Genomic DNA, 24650 nt, shown 5'->3' with positions numbered 1-24650 from the left:
AAACTGACGGGCTGATTCAAGCGGCCCGTATTCATGTCCTTTATCGAGGAAACCCGCCGACGCCGGACCTTCGCGATCATTTCGCACCCGGACGCCGGCAAGACCACCATGACCGAAAAGCTCCTGCTGTACGGCGGTGCGATCCAGCTCGCCGGTACGGTCAAGGGGCGCAAGTCAGCGCGCCATGCCACCTCCGACTGGATGGAGATGGAGAAATCGCGTGGCATCTCGGTCACCTCTTCCGTCATGCAGTACCCGTACAAGGGCCGCATGGTGAACCTGCTGGACACCCCGGGACACGCGGACTTCTCCGAGGACACCTATCGCACGCTGACCGCAGTGGACTCCGCGCTGATGGTGATCGACGCCGCCAAGGGTGTCGAGGAACGGACCATCAAGCTGATGGAGGTCTGCCGGCTGCGCGATACGCCGATCATGACCTTCGTGAACAAGATGGACCGCGAGGGCCGCGATCCGATCGAGTTGCTGGACGAGGTCGAGGAGGTGCTGAAGATCCAGTGCGCCCCGATCACCTGGCCGATCGGCTCGGGAAAGCGCTTCCGTGGCGTCTATCACCTCCGCCGCGACGCGGTGCATCTGTACGACCCCGAAGAGGGCGGCAAGAAGTCCACCGGCGAAATCATCGAGGGGCTGGACAACCCGCGCCTGGACGAGGTGCTGGGGCCGCAGGCCGGGGAGCTGCGCGAGGAACTGGAACTGGTGCAGGGCGCCTCGCACGCATTTGACCCGGAGGCCTACCTGAGCGGTGCGCAGACCCCGGTGTTTTTCGGTTCGGCGATCAACAACTTCGGGATCGAGGAGCTGCTGGACGACTTCGTCGAGTACGCTCCCGGCCCGTTGCCGCGCCCGACCCACTCGCGCAAGGTAGAGCCGACCGAGGAGAAATTCACCGGCTTCGTGTTCAAGATCCAGGCGAACATGGACCCGAACCACCGCGACCGCATCGCGTTCATGCGCATCTGCTCGGGCACCTTCGACAAGGGCGCCAAGCTGCGCCACGTGCGCATCGGGCGCGACGTCAAGATCCCGGACGCGCTGACCTTCCTGGCCTCCGACCGCGAGCATGTGGAGACCGCCTATCCCGGCGACATCATCGGCATCCACAACCACGGCACCATCCGCATCGGGGATACCTTCACCCAAGGCGAGGACCTCACCTTCACTGGTGTGCCGAACTTCGCCCCGGAGCTGTTCCGCCGCGCGCAGTTGAAGGACCCGCTGAAGATGAAGCAGCTCGCCAAGGGTCTGCAGGAGCTGTGCGAGGAGGGTGCGACCCAGCTCTATCGCCCGTTGACCAACAACGACCTGATCCTGGGGGCGGTCGGCGTGCTGCAGTTCGAGGTAGTCGCCGAACGCCTGCGCACCGAGTACAAGGTGGAGGCACAGTTCGAGAACGTGAACGTCCAGACCGCGCGCTGGGTCGAAAGCGATGATCCGAAGAAATTCGACGAGTTCAAGGAGAAGGCGGCGACCAACCTGGCCATCGACCACGGCGGCGATCTGGTCTATATCGCCCCGACCCGGGTCAACCTGCAGATGGCGCAGGAGAAGTGGCCGGAGATCCGCTTCCAGTCGACCCGCGAGCACGGCCAGCCGACGGAGTAACCTCCGCGCTCCTAACTACTCCCTCGGCGCGCGGGACATTGTCCCGTCATTGCGAGGAGCGAAGCGACAAAGCAATCTCCCGTGGGCCATCGGATCTAGCTGGGGTGCGAGCTTCTGGAGGTTGCCGCAGCGCCTTCGGCGCCTCGCAATGACGTTGCATCTTGCCTGCGCAGGAGGTTTGCATGGCGTTGAATTTCCGATGGACCCCGGCCCTTGTGGTTGTAGTGCTGGCGCTGGGCGTTGGTGCCTGTTCGGTGCACAAGACCGAGACCCGGGGTGACGGGCCCGAGCCGCGTCCGGGCGCGGTCGAGCAGATGAACCCGTTCCTGCATTTTCTCGAGAGCCGCCCGACACCCGCGGAATTCGGGCGCGTCTACCCCGACGTGATGCTGGTGCTGCCCGGTGATATCGTGACCCAGGAATACCGCACCGATAACAGCCGGTTCTTCGCCGAACTGGACGACGAAAATCGTATCCGTGGCGGCGAGTTTCGCTGATCCCGCGATGCTGCAAATCTCCAACAGCGTGAGCGTCCCCGAGCACGAGATCGAGCTGATTCCGATCCGTGCCCAGGGCGCCGGCGGCCAGAACGTCAACAAGGTCGCCTCGGCCATTCACCTGCGCTTCGATATCCGCGCCTCCGGCCTGCCCGATGTCTACAAGGAACGCCTGCTGCGCCGCCGCGATCAGCGCATCAGCAAGGACGGCGTGATCGTCATCAAGGCGCAGCAGTACCGCACCCAGGAGGCCAATCGCGAGGACGCGCTGGAGCGCCTGGCGGAGCTGCTGCGCGAGGCCGGCCGCCCGATCAAGGCGCGCAAGGCCACGCGGCCGACCCGCGCCTCCAAGCTGCGTCGCCTGGAGGGCAAGACCCAGCGCGGCCGCAAGAAGGCCCTGCGCGGCCGCGTCGACCCGGACTGATTCACTTCTCGGTTCATCACGAAGCGCACGAAGAAATGAAGGAATTCAAGGGCGTATTCAGAACGGAGAACACGGAGAAATTCGAAAGGCTCTGATGTGCGTGATCCGTCAAGGGTGCGGGGTGCCGCCAAGCGCACGAAGCAGCGGCGGTTAACCGGCAGTAACCCAGGCTGCAATCAATACCCGTATCTCACTCCCACTTCCCTTTTTTCTGTCCCCTCCGTGGTGAACAAGGGTTTAGTCCCCGGCGTTCGGGCTTGCGTTGGCGGTGGTGGGTTCGTGTTCCTGCTGGTGTTGCCACAGGCGGGCGTAGGCGCCGTTCCTGGCGATGAGTTCGCGATGGGTGCCGCGTTCGACCACGCGGCCCTGATCCAGCACCACGATTTGTTCGGCGTCCTTCACGGTCGACAGGCGATGCGCGATCACCAGCGTGGTGCGCCGCGCCGAGACCTCGTTCAGGGCCTGCAGGATGGCCTTCTCCGAGCCCGAGTCCAGTGACGAGGTGGCCTCGTCGAATACCAGGATCGGCGGGTCCTTCAGCAGCATGCGGGCGATGGCGATGCGTTGCTTCTCGCCGCCGGAGACCTTGAGCCCGCGTTCGCCGACCACCGTGTCCAGGCCGTCGGGCAGGCGCTCGATGAAATCGTCCAGGTGCGCCAGGTGGACCGCGCGCAAGATCGCCTCTTCGGACGCTTCCGGGTCGCCGTAGGCGATGTTGTAGCGAATGCTGGAGTTGAACAGCACGGTGTCCTGCGGGACCACGCCGATCGCGCGGCGCAGGCTCTGCTGGGTCACCTCGCGGATGTCCTGGCCGTCGATGGTGATGCGCCCGTCGGTCACGTCAAAGAAGCGGAACAGCAGCCGGGCGAGCGTGGACTTGCCGGCCCCGCTGGGCCCGACCACCGCGAGCTTGTGCCCGGCGGGGATCTCGAGCGAGACGTCCGCGAGGATCGGCCGTTCCGGCTGGTAGTGGAAGGCGACCTGTTCGAAGCACACATGCCCGCTGGTGACCTCGAGATCCGGTGCGTCCGGGCGGTCCTCGACCTGCACGGGCTTCTCCAGCAGCCCGAACAGGCGCTCGATGTTCGCCAGCGACTGGCGGATCTCGCGATAGACGAAGCCGAGGAAGTTCAGCGGCATGAACAGCTGGATCATATAGGCGTTGACCATGACCAGGTCGCCCAGCGACATCTGCCCCGAGGCCACGCGGCTGGCGGCCAGCAGCATCATTACGGTGATCGCACCGGCGATGATCAGGGCCTGTCCGGAGTTCAGCAGCACCAGCGACAGGACGTTCTTGGTGCGCGCCTGTTCCCAGGTGGCCAGGCCCTCGTCGTAGCGCCGGGCCTCGAAGCCCTCGTTGCCGAAGTACTTCACCGTCTCGTAGTTCAGCAGGCTGTCGATCGCGCGGGTGTTGGACTCGTTGTCGCGCTGATTGGCTTCGCGCACGAAGCGGGTGCGCCACTCGGTAATCCACACCGACCAGGCGATGTAGGCCGCCACCGCGATGATCACCGTCAGGGTGAATATCGGGCCCACCGCGATCAGCAGGATGACCGCGACCATCGCGATCTCGATGATCGTCGGCAGGATGTTGAACACCATGAAGCGCAGCAGGAAGCTGATGCCGCTGGTGCCGCGCTCGATGTCCCGGGCCAGGCCGCCGGTCTCGCGCGCCAGATGGAAGCTCAGCTCCAGCCGATGCAGATGTTCGAACACGCGCAGGGCCGCGCGCCGCATGGCGCGCTCGGCCACCCGCACGAAGACCGCGTCGCGCAACTCCCCGAACAGGGTGCCGCCAAAGCGCAACAGGCCGTAGGCCACCACCAGTGCCACCGGGACCGTGACCAGCGCGTCGGTGCCGGAATCCTCGAAGTGGTCGACGATGTACTTCAGTGCCAGCGGGACCAGCACGGTCGCCAGCTTGGCCAGGCCCATCAGGCCGAGGGCGAGGAACAGCCGCCCGCGGAACTCCGCGAGATAGGGGAACAGGGAGCGAACGATGCGCCAGTTGATCGCCTCGTCGGGCGCATCGTGCACGCTGGAATGACCGCGCATGGGGGAGTCCGGGGCTGGGTAGGTCGCTTACTTTAGAGAGGCGCGGCGGAATTCGCACATGGGCGCGCGTTCAGTAGCGGCTCATCCCCGCGTCCGCGGAAGGTCAGCGGTGGATGCGGTAGCCCTCGCCCCGGTCCTGTTCCAGGTCGATCCGCAGGCGCCGGTGACTCCAGCCGTCCTGCGAGCAATGCGCCTCGATCTGCACGAAACGGGCCCCCTCGGGGATGGACAGCCGGCGCAGGCTGCGCGTGAATGGCTGTTCGTCTACATGCGGGTGGTGCAGGATGCGCTCGCCGAGGACGTTGCCATCGGCGTCGAGCACGCGCCAGGCATCCGCATAGTGCTCCCAGCCGGTATCCGGATGCTCCACGGTGACGGACACCCGCCACTGGTTCGGGCCGGCGGCGTGCAGCTGGGCCTCCAGGATATCGACCTCGTCGGCCGGGGCGGGCAGGGCCAGAAGGCCCAGAAGGGCGCCGAGGGTCAGTCTTTGCGTCAACATGGCAATACTCCTTTTGCCGGTTTGATGCGGCCGGTCTGTGCGATCCACTGATGGGACGCACAGGGGGCGGATCGAGTTCACGTGCCCTGTTGTACCTGGTTGCGCCCGGCATTCTTGGCAGCGTACAGGGCGCGGTCGGCGCGATCGACCAGGGCCTCCGCGCTCTCGCCCGGTTTCAGCTGGGCCACGCCGAAGCTGGCGGTCAGCGCGTGTCCGGTGTCGAAGTCGGTGGCCTCAAGGGTGTGGCGCAGGTCCTCGGCCAGTTGGCTCGTGGCCACGACATCGCCCTGTGGGCACAGGATGAGGAATTCTTCGCCACCCCAGCGGGCGGCCCGGTCCGTTTCGCGGATGCGGGCGGCGATCACGCGACCGACCTCGGTGAGCACGGCATCGCCGCGACCATGCCCCAGGGTGTCGTTAATCGGCTTGAAGTGGTCCAGATCCATCATGATCACGCCAAGCAGGCCTTCGTGACGTTCGGCCCGCCGGATTTCGTCGGCCAGTACCTCGCTCGCCTTCATGCGGTTGTGCAGGCCTGTCAGCGGGTCGGTGGTGGCGAGACGTTCCAGGCGTCTCTGGGCCGCCTCCAGGGAGTGTGTTCGCTCCTGGACCAGGCGTTCGAGCACATGCGCGCGCTCCTCCAGCTCCTTGACCGGGTACGGTTCGTCGGCATCGTGGACGCTGGCGGGGAAGGAGCCGTGCAGGTGTTCCAGGCGCCAGCCGTCGTCGGTCCGGTGCAGCAAGAGGCTGGCCCGCAGCCCGTTCAGTCGCACTCGTTGTCCGCGGGTGTCGAGCAGCATGTCGAATACCAGCATCACCAGGGCAACCTCATCCGTGACGAGGCGGACGTCTTCGCGGTGTACCTCGTAGTCGAAGGGTTCCGGGACCAGTTCGATGTCGCGTCCGACGATGCGCTCTACGTCCTCGGGCGTGAAGGCCGCTTCGTCGCCTCCGGTTCCGAAGCCACTGACCTGCGGTGCGTGCCACCCGAGTACGCGTGCGAGGTCACGCTCACGCAGCCAGGCGTCGAGGTAACCGTGAACGACCTGGCGGATTGCGGCCTTGCCGTTGGAGGGCATCGAGATCAGTCGATGCCGACGGCGCGCTGCTCCTGGCGGATCCACGCGATGATGTGGGCGGTGTCCTCGCCGGATACGCCGGCCACCGGCGGCATCTCGCCAAATTCCCAGTGGTGCTGGTGCACGCCCAGGGCCACGGCACGATGGAAGGTGATATCCGGGTGGTGCGAGGGTTCGTAGATCCGGTGGATCAGCGGTGGACCCTGGTCGGTGCCGCGCGCCTCCTCGCCGTGGCACTGCATGCAGTTGGTCCGGAATAGCGAGCGGCCGGCCTCGGGGTCGGCGGTGAAATCCTCCGGCGGCAGGCTGTAGTCGAGCTGCGCCGTGGAGTCCGAGGCTGCGTTCGACTCGCTGGCGGGTGCTTGCGAGGCCTCGCCTTCGCTGTCCGAATCCGGGGCCTCGGCGCAGGCGGCAAGTGTGAATAGCGCGAGACAGGCAACAGGCAGGAGGCGTGCGGGCGTCGGCATCGGGATTCCGGGGAATAGGGATTTGGCTGGCAGTTTATCGCGGTGGGTGTTGTCACGGAAATGCGCCAAGCAAACACGAATCAGCGTCTCCTTAACGGTGCGGCCTGCGGGTCGTGGCGGGCGATTCCGGGGCTTGTCGCTTGCAGCGGTGCCGGGCATTCGGCAGTCTTGCCCGCCTGTCATATTGTTTGGAGTGTATCCATTGGAACCCTCGGGTCTTGCAGCTGGAGAAGCGCAGGGAAGCGCTCCGGCGGCGGCGCTACTGGAGATCCTGCGCGAGACCTTCGGTTATACGGAATTTCGCGGCCAGCAGCAGGCGATCGTCGAGCACGTGACCGGTGGTGGCGACGCGGTGGTGCTGATGCCCACCGGCGGCGGCAAGTCGCTCTGCTACCAGATCCCGGCGCTGGCTCGATCCGGCTGCGGCATCGTGATCTCGCCCCTGATCGCGCTGATGCAGGACCAGGTCGCCGCCCTGCGCCAGAACGGCGTGGCCGCGGCCAGTCTGGACTCCGGCCAGAAGGCGGACGAGGCGCGTTCCGTGCTGGCGGCCCTGCACGCCGGCGAACTGGATCTGCTGTACATGTCGCCAGAGCGGCTGTTTGCCTCGGGCATGCTGGAACGCCTGGAAGGCATCGATCTCGCCTTGTTCGCGATCGACGAGGCGCACTGCGTCTCGCAGTGGGGGCATGACTTCCGCCCCGAATACAGCCAGCTGGCGGTGCTGGCCGAGCGCTTTCCGCAGGTGCCGCGCCTGGCCCTGACCGCGACCGCCGACGGTCCGACCCGCCAGGAGATCCGCGAACGGTTGTGCCTCGATCAGGCGCGCGCCTTCGTCAGTTCCTTCGACCGCCCCAATATCCGCTATCGCATCGCCCAGGCGGACGGTGGCCGGGGCGGCTCGGCGCGTGATCGGCTGCTGCGCTTCATCCGCGAGGAACACGCCGGAGAGGCGGGGATCGTGTATTGCCTGTCACGCAAGAAGGTGGACGCCGTGGCCGAATGGCTGGCGGAGCAGGGTGTCACCGCCCTGCCGTATCACGCCGGCCTGCCGGCCGCGACCCGCGCGGCGAATCAGACCCGCTTCCTGCGCGAGGAGGGGGTGGTGATGGTCGCCACCATCGCCTTCGGCATGGGCATCGACAAGCCGAACGTGCGTTTCGTCGCCCACCTGAACCTGCCGAAGAGTCTGGAGGGCTACTATCAGGAGACCGGCCGCGCCGGCCGCGATGGCCTGCCGGCCAATGCCTGGATGGTGTTTGGGTTGCAGGATGTCGTGACCCTGCGCCAGATGCTGGAGGGGTCGCAGGCCGGGGCCGAGCGTCAGCGCGTCGAACAGCAAAAGCTGGAGGCCATGCTGGGCTTCTGCGAGATCACCAGCTGTCGCCGCCAGGCCCTGCTGGGATATTTCGACGAGCACATGCCGGAACCCTGCGGGGCCTGCGACAATTGCCTGGAGCCGCCGGCGACCTGGGATGCCAGTGTGCCGGTGCAAAAACTCCTGTCCTGCATCTATCGAACCGGCGAGCGCTTCGGCGCCGGGCATGTGATCGACGTGCTGCGCGGCTCGGCGAGTGAGCGCCTGACCCGTCTGGGACACGATCGCCTGAGCACCTTCGGCATTGGCAAGGAACTCGACAAGGCGCAGTGGCGCGGCGTGGTCCGGCAGTTGCTGGCGCGTGGGCTGCTGCGCCTGGATGACGAGGGCTACGGCGGACTGAAGCTGGATCCGGCCTGTCGCCCGGTTCTGCGCGGAGAGGAGGGGATTCACCTGCGCGAGGAGGCGGCCCGTCCGGAGAAGGGGGCACGTAGCGCCAGCCCGGCGCGGCGTGATACGGCCCGCAGTGTCGCGGCGATGGACACCGAGGATCGCGCCCTATGGGAGGCACTCCGAGGCCTGCGCACGGACCTTGCTCGCGATCAGGGGGTGCCCCCCTACGTGATCTTCAGCGATGCCACATTGCTGGAGATGGTGGCGGCCGCGCCGCGAACCCATGACGAGATGGCCGGGATCTCCGGGGTCGGGCAGCACAAGCTGGAACGCTACGGCGATGCCTTTATCAAGGCCATCGAGGGGCATTTCGGGCTATAGTGGTGCGAAAAACCACACCAAATGATGCGTTCGGGGAGACCGCGTGACCGATACCCGCTTCCTTGAGGATTTCTACCGCCTTCGCGACGGTCAGCTGGTCGTAACCCCGGAGCAGGGCAGCGACTTCGCCAAGACCCTCGCGGGTGACTTCAATCCGATCCACGATGCCGACAACCGGCGCTTCTGCGTCCCGGGCGATCTCCTGTTCGCCCTGGTGCTGGATACCTACGGCGCCAGCGCCAACATGCACTTCCGCTTTACCGGCATGGTAGGTGGCAACGTGCCGTTGGTGTTCCCGGACAGCCCGGGTGACGCCTTCGCCATCACCGACGAAGGCGGCAAGAGCGTGATCGAGGTGGAACGCTCCGGGCCGGTGATCGACGAGCCCAATGCGATCGAGTCGCTGATCCGCAGCTATGTCGGCTTTTCCGGGCAGAACTTCCCGCACGTGCTGGTGCCGCTGATGGAGGAACACGGCGTGATGGTCAATCCGAAGCGCCCGCTGGTGATGTACGAGCGCATGGGCTTTCGCCTGCCCGAGCCGCTGGCGGCCAGCGCCGGGGTGCCGGAGCCGCGCCTGAAGGATGCGGTGATGACGGTCAACGGCAAGCGTGGCGAGATCCGCCTGGACTACGAGCTGGTGATCGACCAGTCGGTGGTTGCCGACGGCAGCAAGCACCTGGTGCTGAGCGGGCTGCGCGCGTTCGATGCCGCCGACGTCGAGCGGCTCGTCGCCGACTACGAAAGCTGGAAGGCCGCCTATTTCAATCAGCCGGCCGGGACCCGCGCCCACGCTTGAACTTTAGGAATCACTACGAAGCACACGAACGCCCGAACAAAGGCCAGGTCAATCCGCCCTTGACCTGGCCTTTGTTCGGGCGTTTCGTGGTGAAAACTCAGTAGAACTGGCCGAGCGCCGCGCGGACCTGGACTTCGGTCTCGGGCGTCAGGTGGTCCACGAGTTTCAGTGGGTGTTCCGGCAGTAGCAGCACGACCGACGAGCCCAAGTTGAAGCGACCCATCTCCGCGCCGCGCTCCAGGGTGATGGCGCGGTCCGGATACTCGCTGACGCTGATCTCGCGACCCTGCGGCGGGGTGACCTCGCCAGCCCATACCGTCTCGATGGAACCGACGTTCTGCGCACCGATCAAGGCCATGGCCATCGGTCCTACCGGGGTGTCGAAGCAGGTCACCACACGTTCGTTGCGGGCGTACAGCCGCGGCACGTGACGCACGATGCGCGGGGCGACCGAGAACAGCCGTCCGGGCACATGGATCATGTGGGTCAGGGTGCCGGTCAGCGGCATGTGCAGTCGGTGGTAGTGACGCGGTGACAGGTACAGGGTCACGAAGTGCCCGTGACGGAAGGCCTCCCCGAGCTCGTCCTCCCCGCCCAGTAGTTCCCGGACCGTGTAGTGATGCCCCTTGGCCTGGAAGATCTGCCCGCCCTCGATGCGTCCGGCGGCGCTGACCCGGGAATCGGCCGGGCTGACCAGGGTATTCGCGTCCCCCTCCAGTGGCCGTGCGTCCTCGCGCAGGGCGCGGGTGAACAGCGCGTTGAAGCTGGGGTAGGTGGTCAGGTCCGGTTCCGCGGCCTCGTCCATGTTCAGGCCGAAGCGGCGCACGAAGGCGCGCAGTAGCGGTTGCAGCTGCGGCGACTCGATGCGCGCCAGACGGTGCACCACGCGCGACAGGGCGTGCTGCGGCAGCAGGTGCGACAGGCGCGCCAGCCAGGGATCGATCTTGCTCATGCGGGATCTCGTTCGGGCGTACACAGTGACATCGAGGCGGTATGATGACCGCCCCCGCACGCAACGGAAAGACCGGGCATGGATTCAACCACCGGATTGCGCACCTTGCGCGACTTCATTCGCTTCGGCGCCAGCCAGTTTCGCGGCGCCGGGCTGACCTTCGGCCATGGCACCGACAACGCCTTTGACGAGGCGGCCTGGCTGGTGCTGCACACCCTGCACCTGCCGCTGGATCTACCCGAGTCGTGGTGGGATTCGCGCTTGAGCGAGGCTGAGCGCACGCGGGTGGTGGCGGTGTTGCGCGAGCGCATCGCCACCCGCAAGCCGGCGGCGTACCTGACCCGCGAGGCCTGGTTCGCCGGGTTGCCGTTCTATGTCGACGAGCGCGTGCTGGTGCCGCGCTCGCCACTGGCGGAGTTGATCGCCGCGGGCTTCGAGCCGTGGCTGGATCCCGATGGGGTGACTCGGGCCCTGGATCTTTGCACCGGGGGCGGCTGCATCGGTATCGCGATGGCGCTGGCCCTGCCGCAGGCGCAGGTAGACCTGGCGGATGTCTCGCCGGATGCGCTGACGGTGGCTCGGATCAACATCGAGCGCCACCAGATGGGCGAACAAGTCCGTGCATTGCAGTCCGACGTGTTCGATGGGCTGCAAGCCGGTGACCGCTATGACCTGATCGTGTCCAATCCGCCGTACGTGGATGCCGAAGATATGGCGGCCTTGCCGGACGAGTACCGCCACGAGCCGGCATTGGGACTGGCTGCCGGGGGCGACGGGCTGGATATCGTGCGCCGGATCCTGGACGGGGCCCGCGAGCACCTGACCGAGGATGGCGCGCTGATCGTGGAGGTCGGCAACAGCCAGGCCGCGGTGGAGGCGGCCTTCCCGGATCTGCCAATGATCTGGCTGGAGTTCGAGGCCGGCGGGCATGGCGTGTTCCTGGTCTACGCCCGCGACTTGCCCGCCAGCGCCTGACCCACGCGGACCCGCGCCCGGACCCCGGCCCGAAAACCCGGCAGCAGGCCCTGTAAACGGCGCCGGTGGCGATGCATACTGCGAGCCTATGGAATCACGTCTGGTGGATATGCAGAGTCGGTCCGAGGAAGAGCGGGCGGAGGTCAGCCTGCGCCCGAAACGGCTCGCGGACTACACCGGTCAGCCGCGCGTGGTCGAGCAACTGGGACTGTTCATCGAGGCCGCCCGCGGGCGTGACGAGGCCCTGGACCATACGCTGGTCGCCGGCCCGCCCGGGCTGGGCAAGACGACCCTCGCGCATATCATTGCCAACGAACTGGGGGTGGGCCTGCGTCAGACCTCCGGCCCGGTGCTGGAGCGCGCCGGCGACCTGGCGGCGATCCTCACCGCGCTGGAGCCGCGCGATGTCCTGTTCGTCGACGAGATCCACCGCCTGCCGACGGTGGTGGAAGAGATCCTGTATCCCGCCCTGGAGGATGGCCAGCTGGATATCGTGATCGGCGAGGGTCCGGCCGCGCGTTCGATCAAGGTGGACCTGCCGCCGTTCACGCTGGTGGGGGCTACCACCCGCGCCGGGCTGCTCTCGGCCCCGTTACGTGACCGGTTCGGTATCGTCCAGCGCCTCGATCATTACACTGTCCCCGATCTCGCGCATATCGTGAATCGCGCCGCCGGCTTGCTGGGCGTGGGGATTGAGGCCGAGGGCGCGACCGAGATCGCGCGCCGCGGGCGCGGCACGCCGCGTCTGGCCAATCGTCTGTTGCGACGGGTGCGCGATTTCGCCCAGGTGCGGGCCGACGGCGTGGTGACGCTCGATGTGGCCGCGCAGGCGCTGGACCTGCTGGCGATCGATGCCTCGGGGCTGGATGCCCAGGACCGCCGTCTGCTGGAGGTGCTGGTGGAGAAGTTTGATGGCGGCCCGGTCGGGGTCGAGAGTCTGGCCACCGCGATGAACGAGGACCGCGGCACGCTGGAGGATGTGGTCGAGCCGTTCCTGATCCAGCAGGGCTATCTGCAGCGCACCCCGCGCGGGCGCCAGGCGACCCGCCGCACGCTGACCATGTTTGGTCTGGCGCGCACGGAGGAGGGTGACCTGCTGACGCCGATGGCCGAGGGCGCGCGCCAGCCATGACGACGGATTTCGAATGGCCGGTGCGGGTGTATTACGAGGACACCGATGCCGGTGGTGTGGTCTACCACGCGAATTATCTGAAATTCATGGAGCGCGCGCGGACCGAATGGCTGCGTGCGCTGGGCTTCGAGCAGGACCGGCTGCGCGCCGAGTACGGAATTGTGTTCGCCGTGCGGCGTCTGTCTGTGGAGATGCAGCGTCCCGCCCATTTCAACGAGGCCCTGACGGTGACCTGCCGGGTGCAGCGTCTGCGCCGCGCCAGCATCGAATTCGCGCAGGTGGTGCAGCGTGACGCGACGGTGCTGGTGACTGGCGAGGTCGGCATTGCCTGTGTGGACGTGGCCCGGCAGGCGCCGGTGGCAATCCCCGATGAAGTGACGCACGCGCTGCGTGCGGCGGATGGAACAAAGGCATAACGGGAGATGGACAAGTGACAGTCGACTTTTCAATGTACCAGCTGATCATGGACGCGAGTCTGATCGTGCAGCTGGTCATGGTGATCCTGGTGGTCGCCTCCGTGCTCTCCTGGCTGGTGATTATCATCAAGGCGCGTTCCCTCAACGCGGCCCACCGCGCCAGCGATGAATTCGAGGAGCGCTTCTGGTCCGGCGCCGATCTGTCGCATCTGTACGAGGGGGTGCGGCGCAAGTCGGAGATGTCCGGCATGGAGCATGTGTTTTCCTCCGGCTTCAAGGAGTTCCTGCGCTCGCGCCAGCACGGCATGTCCGCCGGCGAGCCCGCCCACCGCGCGATGCGCGTGGCCATTGCGCGCGAGACCGACGAGATGGAGCGCTATCTGCAGTTCCTGGCCACGGTGGGTTCGACCAGCCCGTACATCGGCCTGTTTGGCACGGTGTGGGGCATCATGCACGCCTTCCTCGGTCTGTCCGGGGTGCAGCAGGCGACCCTCGCGATGGTGGCACCGGGGATTGCCGAGGCCCTGATCGCGACCGCGCTGGGGCTGTTCGCCGCCATCCCCGCGGTGATCGCCTATAACCGCTTTGCCGGGGACGTCGATCGCGTGGCCTCGCGGCTGGAGAACTTCAGCGACGAGTTTGTGGCCCTGCTGAATCGCCAGGGCGCGGGCAAGCCTGCCGAAGGCGCCTCCGGGGCGCCGGCCTGAGCCATGGCCGAGTCGCGTCGCAATAGCCGCCGCCTCCGGCGGCCCATGTCGCAGATCAACGTCGTGCCGTTCATCGACGTGATGCTGGTCCTGCTGATCATCTTCATGATCACCGCGCCGATGCTGCAACAGGGCGTGGAGGTCGACCTGCCGGAGGCCGACGCCGAGGCCATGGAAGAGGACCCGCAGGCGGCCGAGCCACTGGTGGTGACGGTAGACGCCGCCGGGGCCATGAGTCTGAACCAGGGCCCGCATGTAAACGAGCCGCTGGCGCCGCAGGAGATGACCGAGATCGTGCGCGAGTTCCTGGCCGAGAACCCGGGTACCCAGACCTTCGTGCGCGGTGATCGCAATGTGGACTATGGCCGTGTGATCGATGCCATGATTTCCCTGCAACGCGCCGGAGGCGGCCGGGTCGGGCTGATCACCGAGCCGCCGCGCGATAACCAGGACTGAGCCGCCCCGCCGTGTTCGAGCTCCTGCGCCGTCATCCCGTCAGCCTGCTCCTCGTCCTGCTTCTGCATGGCGTGCTGTTCGCGGCGTTGCTGCTGAACGTCAGCCTGATGTCGCCTACCTCCACCCGTGCCGCGGTCGAGATCGCCGTGCAGGAGGACATCGAGGTGATCGACGCGGTCGCGGTGGATGCCGAGACCTTCGATCGCATCGAACACGAGCGCGAGGTCGCCGAACAGGAACAGGTCGCCGAGCAGTTGCGCGCCGAAGAGGAACGCCGCCGCGCCGAGGAACAGGCCCGGCGCGAGGAAGAGCGCCGCCAGGCCGAGGAGCAACGCCGCCGCGAGGAACAGGAGCGCGCGCGCCAGCAGGCCCTGGAGGATGCCGAGCAGGCCCGCCGCGAGGCCGAGGAGGAGCGGCGCCAGGCGCGCGAGGAGGCCGAGGCCGAACGCGAGCGTATCCGCCAGGAGCGCGAGGCTGCGGAACAGGCCCGCCGCGATGCCGAGGAGGCGCGTGAGCGTGAGGCGGCGGAACGGCGGGAGCGCGAGGAAGCGGAACGTCAGGCGCAGGAAGAGGCGGAGCGCCGCGAGCGCGAGGCGGCCGAACGCCGCGAACGGGAAGAGGCCGAGCGTCGCGCCGAGCAGGAGCGCGAACTGGAAGAGCAGCGCCGCCGCGAGGCGATGGAGCGCGAGCAGGAGCGCATGGCCGAGGCGCAGGCCCGGCGCGAGGCCGCGGAACGCCAGGCACAGGCGGATCGCGAGCTGAACGAATGGCGCGCGCAGGTGCAATCGGTGGTGCAGCGACGCTGGCGCCAGCCATCGGGGCTGGATGCCTCGGATCGTGCCATCGTTCTCGTGCGCGTCAACGAGACCGGGCGTATCATCAATTTCGACATCGAGAGCTGCTCCGGCGGGCCCGCCTTCTGCGACTCGGTCCGTCAGACCATGGATCGCCTGTCGTCGCTGCCGCGCCCGCCGGATGCGGATGCCGTGCGCGGCGGGGTGCTCATCCGCTTCGAGCCCGACTGACCGGGCCGCCGCAAGCCGGTCCACGAGGAAACACATGCAACGAATGATTCATACGATGCTGCTGGGGTTGGCGCTGCTTTGGTCGGCGCAGGCCCAGGCGGTACTGGAAGTGACGGTGACCGAGGGGGTGACCGGCGCGATCCCGGTGGCCGTGGCTCCGTTCACCTGGGACGGCGACGGGCGTCCGGGCGAGGATGTGGACCAGATCCTGGCCGCGAACCTGACCCGGAGCGGGCTGTTTGACGTCGAACGCGACGGTTTGCCCCAAGCACCCTCGGGCCCAGCCGACTTCCTTGCCCAGCCCTGGGCCGAGGCGGGTCTGGAGTACCTGGTGGTCGGCTCCATGCGCCCCGACGGCGACAACGTGATGGTCGAGTTCCACGTGTTCGACGTGCTGGCCGAGGAACGCCTGGGCGGTTGGCGCATCCCGGTGCCGGCGGACATGCTGCGCCGCGGCGCGCATCGCGTGTCGGATATCGTCTACGAGCAGATCACCGGAGACCCGGGTGCCTTCAGCGCGCGTATCGCGTTTGTCAGCGTCGAGCGCCGCAACGACTCGCGCGAGTTTCGCCTGGAGGTCGCCGACTCCGACGGCGCCAATCCGCGCACCCTGTTCCGGTCGCGGGATCCGATCATGTCGCCGGACTGGTCGCCGGACGGTCGTGAGCTGGTCTACGTCTCCTTCGAGAATCGCCGCTCCGAGGTCTTCCGTCAGAATGTGGAGACCGGCGAGCGCAACCGGATCGCGAGTTTTACCGGCATTAACAGCGCCCCGGCCTGGTCCCCGGACGGCCGCCAGCTGGCGCTGAGCCTTTCGCGCGACGGCTCGCCGAATATCTACGTGATGGATCTGGCCTCAGGCGATCTGCGTCAACTCACGCGCTCCAGCGCGATCGAGACCGAGCCGGTCTGGTCACCCGACGGCGACACCATCTACTTCACCTCCGACCGTGCGGGCGCGCCGCAGATCTATGCCCAGCCGGCCAGCGGTGGCAATGCGCGCCGTCTCACCTTCGAGAGCGGCTACGCGGCGGCGGCCACGATTTCCCCGGATGGTCGCTCATTGGTGTACGTCCATGGGGGCGATGGCGGATTTCAGCTGGCGCGTCTGGATCTGGATGATCGCCGTGTGACGCGCCTCACGGACGGGCGCGATGCAGAGTCGCCAAGCTTTGCACCCAATGGCAGCATGATTCTGTATGCCATGACGGATGGGGGGCGAGGCGTGCTCGGCTCCGTCAGTCGCGACGGCCAGGTGCACCAGCGTTTGGCCGCCCGCGAAGGCGAGGTGCGCGAACCTGCCTGGTCGCCCCTGAACTGATGTCCCCGGACCTATTTACTGTCCCTTTTTCGAGGAAATGAACGCCATGAATAACCTGTTTCGCCTGGCCCTTGCGGCTGTCGTCATTGCGGCCCTGTCGGCCTGTGCCACACCAACGCGCGATGCCGAGGATGCCGAACGAGCCGCCGAGCGCGAGGCGGCCGCCGAACAGGCGCGTGCCGAACGCGAGGCCGCCGAGGCCCGCGGCCTGGGTCGAGATCGCGATTTCGACGCGGCGGCCCTGGACGACCCGGAAAGCCCGCTGGCCGAACGCCTGGTGTATTTCGAGTTCGACCGCGACGAGGTCAAGTCCGAATACATGCCGATGCTGGAGGCGCATGCCGCCTATCTCTCGCAGAATTCGGGTGCGCGCCTGCGTCTGGAAGGGCATACCGACGAGCGCGGCACGCGCGAGTACAACCTGGCTCTGGGCGAACGCCGGGCGCAGTCGGTGCGCCGGGTGCTGAATCTGAACGGCGCCTCGGATGACCAGCTCGAGGTCATCAGTTATGGTGAAGAGATGCCGGTGGCCTTCCAGCAGAACGAGGAGGCCTGGGCCAAGAATCGCCGGGTCGAGCTGGTCTACGAATCCCGGCGCTAAGCGACGGGAAGCCAGATGCAATCAAAGCTCGACAAGTCTTGCGGAAATGCCCCCTCGGGGGCATTTCTGTTTCGGTGCCCGGGACGTCCGGGCCTTCTTTTTGGCGTCATTCTGGCCGTAACGGTTGCCCTGGCCCCGCTGGCCCTGGTGCCGGGCACGGCCGGGGCCCAGGACGATACGGTGTTCGCCACCCAGTCGCAGATCCGCCAGCTCGAACGCCGCCTCGAGCGTGTCGAGCGGGTGCTGGATTCCAGTGCGATGAACGAACTGCTGCAGGTCTCCGAGTCGCTGAGTCGGGATCTGCGCGAACTGCGCGGCGAGGTGGAAACCCTGCGCCACGAGATGAACCGTCTCAGCACCCGACAGCGCGATCAGTTCCGTCATCTGGATGAGCGGGTGGGCGCGTTCGAGAGCGGGGCGGTAGCCACGGATGCCGCGCCGCGGGAGGAAGTGGTCGAACTGGACCTGCCGGAAGCGGACGAGCAGGCCGCCTATCAGGCGGCGTTTGACGACCTGATGGCCGGGGATTACACCACGGCCATGCGCAAGCTGGAACAGTTCATCGAGGACTACCCCGAGGGCAACTTCACCGCCAATGCCTGGTACTGGCTGGCCGAGGCGAAATACGCCAGCGGCGAGTTCGAAGCAGCGCTGGAGGATTTCGAGCGGCTGCGAGAGGATTTCCCCGAAAGCGACAAGGGTGGCGATGCCCTGCTGAAGATCGGCTACGCCCACTACGAACTGCAGAACTTCGACGCGGCGCGCGAGGCGCTGGAGGCGGTACGGGCCGATTACGGTGGGACCACCCTGGATCGCCTGGCCCGTGAGCGCCTGCGGCGGATCGAAGACAGCCAATGACCACGGACACGCTGCGCGATGCCCGGGGCGCCGGGGTGATCGATCCGGCCGCGGTGCGGCTGAGGATCACCGAGATGTTCGTCTCCCTGCAGGGGGAGGCGGCGCAGGTGGGCTGGCCCACCGCCTTCGTGCGCCTGACCGGTTGCCCGCTGCGCTGTCGCTGGTGTGACAGCGAATACGCCTTCGAGGGTGGCGAGGCCCTGATGCTGGCGACGATCCTCGACTGGGTCGGGCGCGCCGGGGTTCGGCATGTCTGCGTGACGGGTGGCGAGCCGCTCGCGCAGCCGGGCTGCCTGCCGCTGCTGGAGTGCCTGTGCGATGCCGGTTTCAGCGTTTCGCTGGAGACCAGCGGGGCGATGGCGATCGCGGGTGTCGATCCGCGGGTGGCCATCGTGATGGACTGGAAGGCGCCGGCCTCGCAGGAGTCCGCTCGCAATCGCCCTGAAAATATCCCCCGGCTGAAGGCCGGCGACCAGCTGAAGTTCGTGCTGGCCGGGCGCGAGGACTTTGACTGGGCGCGAGGCGAGCTGGAGCGTCTGGGGCTGGCCCCGGAGGTCGAGGTCCTGTTCTCGCCGGTGTACGGCGAACTGGAACCGAGGGCCCTGGCCGACTGGATCATCGCGGAACGCCTCCCGGTTCGCTTTCAGATGCAGCTGCACAAGCTCCTCTGGGGCGACCAGCCAGGGCGCTGAGATGAGCGAGCGCGCAGAGAAGGCCGTGGTGCTGCTCTCGGGCGGGCTCGACTCGGCGACGTGCCTGGCCATGGCCCGCGCCGAGGGGCTGGACTGTCACGCCCTGTCGATCGACTACGGTCAACGCCATCACACGGAGCTGGACGCCGCGCGGCGCGTAGCCGCTGCCCAGGGCGTGGCGGATCACCGCGTAGTGGCGGTGGATCTGAGTGCGATTGGTGGGTCCGCACTGACGGACGCCGCGATCGCCGTGCCCACGGCACCGACCGAGGGCATCCCCGTGACCTACGTGCCGGCACGCAACACGGTATTTCTGGCGCTCGCCCTGGGGTTTGCCGAGACCCTGGACGCGCGCCTGCTGTATGTGGGGGCCAATGCGGTGGACTACTCCGGCTACCCGGATTGTCGTCCGGCCTTCATCGAGGCCTTCCGCGACCTCGCCCGGGTGGCGACCCGCAGCGGGGTGGAGGGCACGCCCTGGGAGGTGCGGGCGCCGCTGATGCACTGGTCCAAGGCCGAGATCATCCAGGCCGGGGTCCGCCTCGGGGTCGACTACAGCCAGACGGTCAGCTGCTACCAGGCCGACGCCGACGGCCGCGCATGCGGGCGCTGCGACAGCTGCCGCATCCGCCGCGAGGGCTTCGCGGCCGCCGGTGTCCCCGACCCGACCCGCTATGTCCCCGACTGATCCGCGGCCCCGGAATGCCTCGGGCAGGAATGAAAGCGGGCTCGATCTCGTCTAGCGTCCGATGTATGCTGCGCACCCCATGGGTGCAGGCGTGCCCTGAAATCTTTCATCGAGAGGATACGTGATGGAATTCACCAGTTTTTCGACTGCCGCAATGGCGTTCCTGGGTGGGGCGTTCATCCTCGCCTTCATCATGGGAGCCGTAGCGAACAAGACCAACTTCTGCACCATGGGCGCCGTGTCCGACTGGGTGAACATGGGCGATACCGGCCGCATGCGTTCCTGGTTGCTGGCGATTGCCGTGGCCATGCTGGGCGTGGCGATCCTCGAGTTCTTCGGCGTGCTGAGCGCGGATGGCTCCTTCCCCAACTATCGCATGACCGAATTCCAGTGGGTCGAACACGCCTTGGGCGGCTTCCTGTTCGGGATCGGCATGACCTATGCCTCGGGCTGCGGTAACAAGACCCTGGTGCGCGTCGGCGGCGGCAACATCAAGTCGCTGATGGTGCTGATCGTGATCGCGATCATCGCGTACTTCATGGTGCGCCCGTTCCCGGGCACGTCCGACACCCTGTATTCCCTGCTGTTCATGGACTGGACCACCGCGCTGGCCATCTCCACACCGGCGGGCCAGGATCTGGGTACGCTGGTCGCCGGTGAAGCGAACGGCCTGACGGCGCGCCTGGTGCTGGGTCTGGTGATTGGCGTGCTGCTACTGGCCCTGATCTTCAAGGCCGCGGACTTCCGTCGCAGCTTTGACAATATCTTGGGCGGTCTGGTGATCGGTCTGGTGGTGCTGGGCGCCTGGTGGCTGACCAGCAACATCCAGGTCGACGACGGCATGGACACCTACACCCCGCAAGCCTATGTCTCGGACTGGGACTTCGTGGCGGATGCTGACGCCGGTGAGCGCCCGGCCGAGAGTGCCCCCTGGGCCAACCAGTCGTTCACCTTCATCAACCCGATGGGGCAGAGCCTGCGCTACGTGTCGAGCGGTTTCGATAACACCGTCCTGTACTTCGGCGTCATGGCGCTGGCCGGTGTGATCCTGGGTTCCTTCTTCTGGGCCCTGGTCACGCGTGCCTTCCGCTTCGAGTGGTTCGCTTCGGTGCGCGACTTCGTCAACCACTTCGTGGGCGCGATTCTGATGGGCTTCGGTGGGGTGCTGGCCATGGGTTGCACCATCGGCCAGGGGATCACCGGGATCTCCACGCTGGCCCTGGGCGGCTTCCTGACGTTCATCATGATCGTCTTCGGCGCCGCGCTGACCATGAAGATCCAGTACTACAAGATGGTCTACGAAGACGAGGCCAGCTTCGGCAAGGCGCTGATCACCTCGCTGGTGGACATGAAGCTGCTGCCGGGCGGCATGCGCAAGCTGGAAGCCATCTGATGGCATAGCGACGGGGGCACGTCTTGCGTTTTCCCCGTCGCGCCGTAAACTACGCGGCACTGGAGGCCCGGCGATCCCGGGCCTTCGACTTTGCAACGGCCAGGGCGATTCAGATGTTCGCTCCGGGCCGAACCGAAAAGGGTCGTTAGCTCAGTTGGTAGAGCAGTTGGCTTTTAACCAATTGGTCGTAGGTTCGAATCCTACACGACCCACCATTTTCTCCGGTCCCCGCACCGGCACAAGGGCCCGTCTATACGGGCTCTTTGTGTTTGTGGGTGGGGAACACGCTAGAATGCGCAGCTGTTGCGCAATAGCGTCCGAATGACAAGAGTTTTCTGCAAGATTGCGAAAGTGGCGGAACTGGTAGACGCGCTGGGTTTAGGTCCCAGTGGGGTAAAACCCGTGAGAGTTCGAGTCTCTCCTTTCGCACCACTGTCTGCATTCCGACCAGCCATGAAGGTTACCACTGCGATCGGCAGGGATGACCGATTACCGAACTATGACGAGGCCCTCCATGCAAGTTTCTGTTGAAGCCACCGGCAACCTGGAACGCAAGATGACCATCCAGGTCCCCTCCGAGCGGATCGATACCGAGGTCGACAATCGCCTGAAGTCCCTCGCCAAGCGGGTCAAGCTGGACGGCTTTCGCCCGGGCAAGGTCCCGCTGAAGGTCGTGCGCCAGCGCTACGGCACCGGTGTGTATCAGGAGGTTCTGAGCGAGGTCCTGCAGGAAAGCTACCGCGAGGCGGTGCAGCAGGAGGGCCTGGAGCCGGCCGGTAACCCGAGCATCGAGCCGACCAATCTGGAAGGTGACGACGCGATCGAATTCACCGCCAGCTTCCAGGTGTTCCCGCAAGTGGATGTGGCCGACTTCTCCGGCGTCGAGATCGAGCGCCCGGTGGCCGAGGTCGGGGACGAGGACATCGATCGCGTGATCGACTCCCTGCGCGAGCAGAACAAGGAGTGGGCCGAGGTCAAACGCAAGGCGAAGAAAGGCGACCGGGTGACGCTGGACTTCGTCGGCTCGCTGAACGGCGAGGAGTTCGAGGGCGGCAAGGCCGACGACTTCCAGATCGAGCTTGGTGCCGGGCGCCTGATCGAGGACTTCGAGAAACAGCTCAAGGGCGTGAAGACCGGCGAGGAGCCGACCATCGATGTCACCTTCCCCGACGACTACCCGGCGGAGAACCTGAAGGGCCAGACCGCGCAGTTCGCGCTGACCATCAAGCAGGTCGAAGGCCCCAAGCTGCCGGAGGTCGATGAGGAATTTGCGAAGAAATTCGGCATCGAGGATGGCTCGGTCGAGAAACTTCGCGCCGATGTGCGGTCCAACATGGAGCGGGAACTGCGTCAGGCCCTGAAGGGTCGGGTCAAGCAACAGGTGCTGGAGGCCGTGGTCGACAAGCACGACTTCGATCTTCCGGAGGCCTTGGTGAAGTCGGAGGTCAACCGCCTGCGCGAGGAGGCCGAGAAGCGTTTCGGCGGCGCGCAGCAGACCCAGCCACTGCCGGACAGCCTGTTCGAGGAAGAAGCCAAGCGTCGCGTGCGCCTGGGCCTGGCGCTGCGCGCCATCATCGAACAGAAGGGGTTCGAGGTGGACGCCGAGCGGGTCGAGCGCGATCTCGAGGAGATGGCCGCAACCTACGAGGATCCGGAAGAGGTGAAGCAGTACTACCGCTCCAATCCCCAGGCGAAGAGCAACCTGGAGTCACTGGTGCTGGAAGATCAGGTCGTTGACTGGGTGCTCGAGCAGGGCAAGGTCACCGAGAAGGAAACCAGCTTCCAGGACGTGATGAATCCGAACAAGGAGTCGACTGAATGAGCCACGATATGGCCGACCAGGGCGCACAACACGCCCAGGGGCTGAACCTGGTACCGATGGTGGTCGAGCAGACCGCCCGCGGCGAGCGCGCCTACGACATCTACTCCCGCCTGCTGAAGGATCGAGTGATCTTCTGTGTGGGTCCGGTCGAGGACTACATGGCCAACGTGATCGTGGCCCAGCTGCTGTTCCTCGAGTCGGAAAATCCGGACAAGGAAATCAGCCTATACATCAATTCCCCGGGCGGTGCGGTCACCGCTGGCATGGCGATTTACGACACCATGCAGTTCATCAAGCCCGAGGTCAGCACGCTGTGCGTCGGCCAGGCGGCGAGCATGGGCGCGGTGCTGCTGGCGGGCGGTGCCGCTGGCAAGCGGCACACCCTGCCGCACTCACGGGTGATGATCCATCAGCCGCTGGGCGGATTTTCGGGCCAGGCCTCGGATATCGACATCCACGCCCGCGAGATCCTGAAGATCCGTGATGAACTGAACAATGTGCTGGCCCACCACACCGGCCAGCCGGTGGAGAAGATCGCGGAGGACACCGATCGCGACCGTTTCCTGACCGCGACCGAAGCGAAGGAATACGGCCTGGTTGACCACGTGCTGACCCACCGCGACTCCGCGAGCTGAGTCCGCGTCCTTCGCAGCTGCGCCCCGGAGCACCGCTGCGGGGCGCAGCTTCAATACCGGACTTCCGCTTGGCTCGTTTGCAACTGCCAGGCAAACGGGGCATGTTCTGAAGAACACTGAAATCGCAACCGAGGCAAACGGATGAGCGACGAAACCACCCCCCCCGCCGACGGCAAGCTCCTGTACTGTTCTTTCTGCGGAAAGAGCCAGCACGAGGTGCGCAAGCTGATCGCCGGGCCATCCGTATTCATCTGCGACGAGTGCGTCGAGCTGTGCAACGACATCATCCGCGAGGAGATGCAGGAAGCGGGGCACGCCGAGCGTGATTCCCTGCCGACCCCGCACGAGATCCGCGCGATCCTTGACGACTACGTGATCGGCCAGAACTCCGCGAAGAAGATCCTTTCGGTCGCGGTGTACAACCACTACAAGCGCTTGCAGGCCCGGGCCGGCAAGGACGATGTCGAGCTGTCCAAGTCGAACATCATGCTGATCGGCCCCACCGGCTCCGGCAAGACGCTGCTGGCCGAGACCCTGGCGCGGGTGCTGAATGTCCCGTTCACCATCGCCGATGCCACCACGCTGACCGAGGCTGGTTACGTGGGTGAGGATGTCGAGAACATCATCCAGAAGCTGTTGCAGAAGTGCGACTACGACGTCGAGAAGGCCGAGAACGGCATTGTCTACATCGACGAGATCGACAAGGTCTCGCGCAAGTCGGACAACCCGTCCATCACCCGTGACGTCTCGGGCGAGGGTGTGCAGCAGGCCCTGCTGAAGCTGATCGAGGGCACCACCGCCTCGGTGCCGCCGCAGGGCGGGCGCAAGCACCCGCAGCAGGAATTCCTGCAGGTCGATACCAGCAATATCCTGTTCATCTGTGGCGGTGCCTTCTCCGGGCTGGAGAAGGTGATCCAGCAGCGCGCCGAGAAGGGCGGGATCGGCTTTGGCGCCGAGTTGCGCACCACCGAGGCGGCCAAGTCCGGTGGCCAGTGGTTGAAGCAGCTGGAGGCCGATGACCTGGTGCGCTATGGCCTGATCCCCGAGTTCGTTGGCCGCCTGCCGGTGCAGGCGACGCTGGACGAGCTCGACGAGGACGCACTGATCACGATCCTGACCCAGCCGAAGAACGCCCTGATCAAGCAGTACGCGCGCCTGTTCGAGATGGAGGGCGTGGAGCTCGAGTTCCGCGACGATGCCCTGTCCGCGATCGCCCACAAGGCGATGGCCCGCAAGACCGGTGCGCGCGGTCTGCGCACCATCATGGAGAACATCCTGCTCGACACCATGTACGAGCTGCCCTCCATGGAGGGGGTCAGCAAGGTGGTGATCGACGAGGCGGTGATCCGTGGCGATGCCGAACCGTACCTGGTCTACGAGAACGACTCGTTCGCCAAGAAGCAGGCTGCCGCGGATTCCTGAGCGGAAGTGTT

Annotated in this window: 25 protein-coding genes and 2 tRNA genes; 22 read left to right on the top strand and 5 right to left on the bottom strand. The window is 66.2% G+C overall.

Going from position 1 to position 24650, the window contains the following annotated elements:
• Positions 1-33: 33 nt before the first annotated feature.
• The 3 genes from F816_RS0104085 to arfB all read left to right on the top strand — a co-directional run bounded on the left by F816_RS0104085 (position 34) and on the right by arfB (position 2547).
• Complete coding sequence (locus tag F816_RS0104085) at positions 34-1626, top strand: peptide chain release factor 3 (RefSeq protein ID WP_018143973.1); 1593 nt, start codon at positions 34-36, stop codon at positions 1624-1626.
• Between the two features lie 182 nt (positions 1627-1808).
• Positions 1809-2123: a hypothetical protein gene (locus tag F816_RS0104080; protein WP_019593657.1), complete on the top strand. Its 315-nt coding sequence runs from the start codon at positions 1809-1811 to the stop codon at positions 2121-2123.
• Positions 2124-2130: 7 nt separating this feature from the next.
• Entirely contained in the window at positions 2131-2547 is a 417-nt protein-coding gene (gene arfB / locus F816_RS0104075; RefSeq protein WP_019593656.1) for an alternative ribosome rescue aminoacyl-tRNA hydrolase ArfB, read from the top strand.
• Positions 2548-2784: 237 nt separating this feature from the next.
• Here the strand turns inward: arfB and F816_RS0104070 are convergent, their stop codons facing one another.
• From F816_RS0104070 to F816_RS0104055, 4 genes are all read right to left on the bottom strand, one after another.
• Positions 2785-4605, bottom strand: coding sequence for an ABC transporter ATP-binding protein/permease (locus F816_RS0104070; RefSeq protein ID WP_019593655.1), 1821 nt, complete (start codon positions 4603-4605; stop codon positions 2785-2787).
• Between the two features lie 103 nt (positions 4606-4708).
• A complete protein-coding gene (locus F816_RS0104065; RefSeq protein ID WP_019593654.1) occupies positions 4709-5107 on the bottom strand; it encodes a hypothetical protein in 399 nt (132 codons plus the stop codon).
• A gap of 77 nt (positions 5108-5184) precedes the next feature.
• Positions 5185-6186 carry an SgcJ/EcaC family oxidoreductase gene (locus F816_RS0104060; RefSeq protein WP_019593653.1) on the bottom strand — a complete coding sequence of 334 codons (1002 nt, stop codon included), beginning with the start codon at positions 6184-6186 and terminating at the stop codon, positions 5185-5187.
• A gap of 5 nt (positions 6187-6191) precedes the next feature.
• Positions 6192-6653, bottom strand: a complete 462-nt coding sequence (locus F816_RS0104055; RefSeq protein ID WP_019593652.1) for a c-type cytochrome — start codon at positions 6651-6653, stop codon at positions 6192-6194.
• Between the two features lie 202 nt (positions 6654-6855).
• Between F816_RS0104055 and recQ the strand changes: the two genes are divergently transcribed.
• Entirely contained in the window at positions 6856-8745 is a 1890-nt protein-coding gene (gene recQ / locus F816_RS0104050) for a DNA helicase RecQ (protein ID WP_019593651.1), read from the top strand.
• A gap of 43 nt (positions 8746-8788) precedes the next feature.
• Positions 8789-9544 (top strand): DUF3581 family protein, encoded by a 756-nt coding sequence (locus F816_RS0104045; RefSeq protein ID WP_018938873.1) that lies wholly within the window; start codon positions 8789-8791, stop codon positions 9542-9544.
• Between the two features lie 97 nt (positions 9545-9641).
• On the opposite strand, the gene asd is transcribed toward F816_RS0104045, so the two are convergent.
• On the bottom strand, positions 9642-10496 hold the full coding sequence (gene asd, locus F816_RS0104040; RefSeq protein ID WP_019593650.1) for an archaetidylserine decarboxylase: 855 nt from the start codon (positions 10494-10496) through the stop codon (positions 9642-9644).
• A 78-nt stretch (positions 10497-10574) separates the two neighbouring features.
• Here asd and prmB point away from each other — a divergent pair, with 78 nt between their 5' ends.
• From prmB to clpX, 17 genes are all read left to right on the top strand, one after another.
• Positions 10575-11471, top strand: coding sequence for a 50S ribosomal protein L3 N(5)-glutamine methyltransferase (gene prmB / locus F816_RS0104035; protein ID WP_019593649.1), 897 nt, complete (start codon positions 10575-10577; stop codon positions 11469-11471).
• A gap of 88 nt (positions 11472-11559) precedes the next feature.
• Positions 11560-12603, top strand: coding sequence for a Holliday junction branch migration DNA helicase RuvB (gene ruvB, locus F816_RS0104030; protein WP_038085287.1), 1044 nt, complete (start codon positions 11560-11562; stop codon positions 12601-12603).
• Positions 12600-13019: a tol-pal system-associated acyl-CoA thioesterase gene (ybgC, locus tag F816_RS0104025; protein WP_019593647.1), complete on the top strand. Its 420-nt coding sequence runs from the start codon at positions 12600-12602 to the stop codon at positions 13017-13019. The genes ruvB and ybgC overlap by 4 nt, the downstream gene beginning before the upstream one ends.
• 32 nt (positions 13020-13051) lie before the next feature.
• Positions 13052-13726 carry a protein TolQ gene (gene tolQ, locus F816_RS0104020; protein WP_019593646.1) on the top strand — a complete coding sequence of 225 codons (675 nt, stop codon included), beginning with the start codon at positions 13052-13054 and terminating at the stop codon, positions 13724-13726.
• A 3-nt stretch (positions 13727-13729) separates the two neighbouring features.
• Entirely contained in the window at positions 13730-14182 is a 453-nt protein-coding gene (gene tolR, locus F816_RS0104015) for a protein TolR (protein WP_026333120.1), read from the top strand.
• 11 nt (positions 14183-14193) lie between these two features.
• Complete coding sequence (gene tolA / locus F816_RS0104010; RefSeq protein WP_019593644.1) at positions 14194-15207, top strand: cell envelope integrity protein TolA; 1014 nt, start codon at positions 14194-14196, stop codon at positions 15205-15207.
• A 34-nt stretch (positions 15208-15241) separates the two neighbouring features.
• Positions 15242-16528, top strand: coding sequence for a Tol-Pal system beta propeller repeat protein TolB (tolB, locus tag F816_RS0104005; RefSeq protein WP_019628555.1), 1287 nt, complete (start codon positions 15242-15244; stop codon positions 16526-16528).
• 46 nt (positions 16529-16574) lie between these two features.
• The gene (pal, locus tag F816_RS0104000; RefSeq protein WP_018168451.1) at positions 16575-17129 is read left to right on the top strand and encodes a peptidoglycan-associated lipoprotein Pal; all 555 of its coding nucleotides are present in this window, start codon (positions 16575-16577) and stop codon (positions 17127-17129) included.
• Between the two features lie 15 nt (positions 17130-17144).
• Entirely contained in the window at positions 17145-17987 is an 843-nt protein-coding gene (gene ybgF / locus F816_RS0103995) for a tol-pal system protein YbgF (protein ID WP_019593642.1), read from the top strand.
• Positions 17984-18679, top strand: a complete 696-nt coding sequence (gene queE / locus F816_RS0103990) for a 7-carboxy-7-deazaguanine synthase QueE (protein WP_019593641.1) — start codon at positions 17984-17986, stop codon at positions 18677-18679. The genes ybgF and queE overlap by 4 nt, the downstream gene beginning before the upstream one ends.
• A 1-nt stretch (position 18680) precedes the next feature.
• A complete protein-coding gene (gene queC / locus F816_RS0103985) occupies positions 18681-19367 on the top strand; it encodes a 7-cyano-7-deazaguanine synthase QueC (protein ID WP_019593640.1) in 687 nt (228 codons plus the stop codon).
• A 124-nt stretch (positions 19368-19491) separates the two neighbouring features.
• Positions 19492-20760: a YeeE/YedE family protein gene (locus tag F816_RS0103980; protein ID WP_019593639.1), complete on the top strand. Its 1269-nt coding sequence runs from the start codon at positions 19492-19494 to the stop codon at positions 20758-20760.
• A gap of 139 nt (positions 20761-20899) precedes the next feature.
• Positions 20900-20975, top strand: a tRNA-Lys gene (locus tag F816_RS0103975).
• Between the two features lie 130 nt (positions 20976-21105).
• Positions 21106-21192 (top strand) — tRNA-Leu (locus tag F816_RS0103970).
• 82 nt (positions 21193-21274) lie between these two features.
• Positions 21275-22582, top strand: coding sequence for a trigger factor (tig, locus tag F816_RS0103965; RefSeq protein ID WP_019593638.1), 1308 nt, complete (start codon positions 21275-21277; stop codon positions 22580-22582).
• Entirely contained in the window at positions 22579-23217 is a 639-nt protein-coding gene (gene clpP, locus F816_RS0103960; protein WP_018938883.1) for an ATP-dependent Clp endopeptidase proteolytic subunit ClpP, read from the top strand. The genes tig and clpP overlap by 4 nt, the downstream gene beginning before the upstream one ends.
• Positions 23218-23358: 141 nt before the next feature.
• Complete coding sequence (gene clpX / locus F816_RS0103955; protein ID WP_018143950.1) at positions 23359-24639, top strand: ATP-dependent Clp protease ATP-binding subunit ClpX; 1281 nt, start codon at positions 23359-23361, stop codon at positions 24637-24639.
• Positions 24640-24650 lie beyond the last annotated feature (11 nt).

Origin of the sequence: Thioalkalivibrio sp. ALM2T, from assembly GCF_000381505.1 — a bacterium.
Lineage (GTDB): Bacteria > Pseudomonadota > Gammaproteobacteria > Ectothiorhodospirales > Ectothiorhodospiraceae > Thioalkalivibrio > Thioalkalivibrio versutus.
Note: the sequence above shows the minus strand (reverse complement) of the source record. Positions and strands in the feature narration are given on the sequence as shown.

Excerpts from the sequence above, each read along its gene's own strand:
- F816_RS0104070 (WP_019593655.1), bottom strand. The coding sequence starts at position 4,605 with ATGCGCGGTCATTCCAGCGTGCACGATGCGCCCGACGAGGCGATCAAC.
- queC (WP_019593640.1), top strand. The coding sequence starts at position 18,681 with ATGAGCGAGCGCGCAGAGAAGGCCGTGGTGCTGCTCTCGGGCGGGCTC.
- clpX (WP_018143950.1), top strand. The coding sequence starts at position 23,359 with ATGAGCGACGAAACCACCCCCCCCGCCGACGGCAAGCTCCTGTACTGT.
- F816_RS0104080 (WP_019593657.1), top strand. The coding sequence starts at position 1,809 with ATGGCGTTGAATTTCCGATGGACCCCGGCCCTTGTGGTTGTAGTGCTG.
- F816_RS0104085 (WP_018143973.1), top strand. The coding sequence starts at position 34 with ATGTCCTTTATCGAGGAAACCCGCCGACGCCGGACCTTCGCGATCATT.
- F816_RS0104065 (WP_019593654.1), bottom strand. The coding sequence starts at position 5,107 with ATGTTGACGCAAAGACTGACCCTCGGCGCCCTTCTGGGCCTTCTGGCC.
- queE (WP_019593641.1), top strand. The coding sequence starts at position 17,984 with ATGACCACGGACACGCTGCGCGATGCCCGGGGCGCCGGGGTGATCGAT.
- F816_RS0103980 (WP_019593639.1), top strand. The coding sequence starts at position 19,492 with ATGGAATTCACCAGTTTTTCGACTGCCGCAATGGCGTTCCTGGGTGGG.
- tig (WP_019593638.1), top strand. The coding sequence starts at position 21,275 with ATGCAAGTTTCTGTTGAAGCCACCGGCAACCTGGAACGCAAGATGACC.
- ruvB (WP_038085287.1), top strand. The coding sequence starts at position 11,560 with ATGGAATCACGTCTGGTGGATATGCAGAGTCGGTCCGAGGAAGAGCGG.
- ybgF (WP_019593642.1), top strand. The coding sequence starts at position 17,145 with ATGCAATCAAAGCTCGACAAGTCTTGCGGAAATGCCCCCTCGGGGGCA.
- ybgC (WP_019593647.1), top strand. The coding sequence starts at position 12,600 with ATGACGACGGATTTCGAATGGCCGGTGCGGGTGTATTACGAGGACACC.
- F816_RS0104060 (WP_019593653.1), bottom strand. The coding sequence starts at position 6,186 with ATGCCCTCCAACGGCAAGGCCGCAATCCGCCAGGTCGTTCACGGTTAC.
- F816_RS0104055 (WP_019593652.1), bottom strand. The coding sequence starts at position 6,653 with ATGCCGACGCCCGCACGCCTCCTGCCTGTTGCCTGTCTCGCGCTATTC.
- tolB (WP_019628555.1), top strand. The coding sequence starts at position 15,242 with ATGCAACGAATGATTCATACGATGCTGCTGGGGTTGGCGCTGCTTTGG.
- tolR (WP_026333120.1), top strand. The coding sequence starts at position 13,730 with ATGGCCGAGTCGCGTCGCAATAGCCGCCGCCTCCGGCGGCCCATGTCG.
- pal (WP_018168451.1), top strand. The coding sequence starts at position 16,575 with ATGAATAACCTGTTTCGCCTGGCCCTTGCGGCTGTCGTCATTGCGGCC.
- tolQ (WP_019593646.1), top strand. The coding sequence starts at position 13,052 with ATGTACCAGCTGATCATGGACGCGAGTCTGATCGTGCAGCTGGTCATG.
- clpP (WP_018938883.1), top strand. The coding sequence starts at position 22,579 with ATGAGCCACGATATGGCCGACCAGGGCGCACAACACGCCCAGGGGCTG.
- asd (WP_019593650.1), bottom strand. The coding sequence starts at position 10,496 with ATGAGCAAGATCGATCCCTGGCTGGCGCGCCTGTCGCACCTGCTGCCG.
- arfB (WP_019593656.1), top strand. The coding sequence starts at position 2,131 with ATGCTGCAAATCTCCAACAGCGTGAGCGTCCCCGAGCACGAGATCGAG.
- prmB (WP_019593649.1), top strand. The coding sequence starts at position 10,575 with ATGGATTCAACCACCGGATTGCGCACCTTGCGCGACTTCATTCGCTTC.